The following is a 1,902-nucleotide window of genomic DNA, read 5'->3' as shown; positions in this document are numbered from 1 at the left end:
CGCCCCGCACCGCGAGCGCCTGCCCGACTTCCTCCGCCGCTGGCTGCGCTGGCAGGTGGCCGCGCTGGGCGCCAGGCCGGCCAGGGCGCGCTGGGCAGCGCGGATCCTGCCCGACCTGCCGCCGCCCTGGCTGCCGGCCATGCGGGCCTGGCACGACATCAACGCCAACCTGCGCGGCGAGGCGCTGCGCCGCTGGGTCGAGCGCGACCCCGGACGGACCCCCGCTCCCACCACACTGTTCCGCTCCGACCAGCCCCGACCCGGCGTGCCGGACGACCTCGGCTGGGGACAGCGCAGCGACCTGCGCCGCGTCGTCCCGGTCCAGGGCAACCACCACACCATGCTCGAACCGCCCCACCGCCCGGCACTCTGCGCCACCCTGACACATGCGCTGCTGGAGGCAGCGGGGGCCCTTGCCCCCGGCACGCCCCACCAGAAGCCCGAGGCTCCTGGACCTGCGGCCGTTCAGCGGGCAGGGGGCGTGCCGGCGGCCGCCTCCTAGACCGGCGTAGCCCTGACTGTGTTCAGGGCTACGCCAGCACGCGCGCCACCGCCTCCGCAGCCACGCGCCCGGACTCCGCCGCGCCGTTCATGTAGCCGGAGGAGCCCTCGCTGGTGTGCTCGCCGGCGAAGACCACCCGCCCGACCGGCGCGAAGGCACCGGCGAAGCCGGTCCACTGGCCCGGCGCGAAGCAGCTGTAGCTGCCGCCGACATAGGGATTGCCCGGCCAGTTCATCCGGCTGGCGCGGCCGTTGAAGGCTGCCGCGGCACCGGGCAGCGCCGCCTCGATCGCGCCCGTCGCCGCCCGCGCCCGGTCCGCCGCGCGGCCCCGGGCGAAATCCACGCCGGTGCGGCCGCCGGCGAAGATCGTCATCGCGCCCGGCCCGGAGCCCGGACGCGCATGGTCCTCCCACACGGTCTGGATGCCCAGGTCGTTCAGGCATTCCCCGCTGCGCCCCGCGCCGCGCCAGGGCCGCGTCGAGAGGCCCGCCAGCAGCTTGGCGTTGGTCCCGTAGGCCAGTTCGCGGATCGCGCGCCGGGCCAGGGGCGGCACGCCGATGTCGAGCGCGACGCCGCGCAGGATGGTGGCCGGCAACGCCAGCACGACCACATCCGCCGTGACCTCCCGCGTCCCGCCACCCCGGTCGAAGGCCAGCGCGTAGCCCGACCCGCTGCGCCGCACTGCCTGCAGCCGGTGCCCGGGCCGGATGCGGTCGCCGAGCCTGGCAGCGATTGCCGCCGGAAGCCGGTCGTTGCCGCCCGCCACCTGGTAGCGCTGGTCGGAGGAGAACAGCCCGCGCTGCGGCCGCGCCGGATCCGGCGCGAAGGATTCCACCAGGTAGAGGCCCGACATCCGGTCGGGCTCCAGCCCCATCTCCTGTGTCAGACCGACATCCAGCAGCCGCCGCAGCCAGCCTGACACGCCGAGCCCGTCCAGGATCTCCGCCGCCGAGCGCAGGTCCAGCGCCGCCTTCGCCGCCTCCGGCCCCTCCCGCATCGCCTGCAGCCGGGGCAGGAACCCGGCGGCCTCGGCGGCGATCTCCGCCACCGTCCGGTGCCGCCCCTCCACGAAATAGGTGCCGAGCAAAGGCGGCCCGGCCTCCGCCGCGCCGTCCTCCAGCTCCAGCCCGAACTCCCGCGCCAGCGCCAGCATGTCGGCGTGCTCGGCATTGACGAAGCTGCCCCCCAGCTCGCAGACCGTGCCCTCCCCCACCAGGCCGCGGGCCGAGAGCATCCGCCCGCCGACCCGCGTGTTGGCCTCGTACACCGTGACCTGCGCCGCGCCCGCCTCCACCAGCCGATGCGCCGCGACCAGGCCCGCGAGGCCCGCGCCGACCACGACGATGCGCGCATCCCGCCCGCCGACCATCGGGCGCGCCCGCGCCGGCAGCGCCGGGGCC

At 76.5% G+C, this 1,902-nt stretch carries 2 protein-coding genes; one reads left to right on the top strand and one right to left on the bottom strand.

The features are described from left to right. Window positions 1-502 (top strand): hypothetical protein (locus tag OZN99_RS30705; RefSeq protein WP_270938998.1); only part of this gene is annotated, 502 nt, incomplete at its 5' end. A gap of 28 nt (window positions 503-530) precedes the next feature. Here the strand turns inward: OZN99_RS30705 and OZN99_RS30700 are convergent. Continuing rightward, on the bottom strand, window positions 531-1,902 hold a 1,372-nt coding region (locus OZN99_RS30700), incomplete at its 5' end, for a flavin monoamine oxidase family protein (RefSeq protein ID WP_270938997.1).

It is taken from the genome of Falsiroseomonas oryzae (assembly GCF_027856955.1).
GTDB lineage: Bacteria > Pseudomonadota > Alphaproteobacteria > Acetobacterales > Acetobacteraceae > Falsiroseomonas > Falsiroseomonas oryzae.
This window is presented reverse-complemented; position numbering and strand designations above follow the sequence as displayed.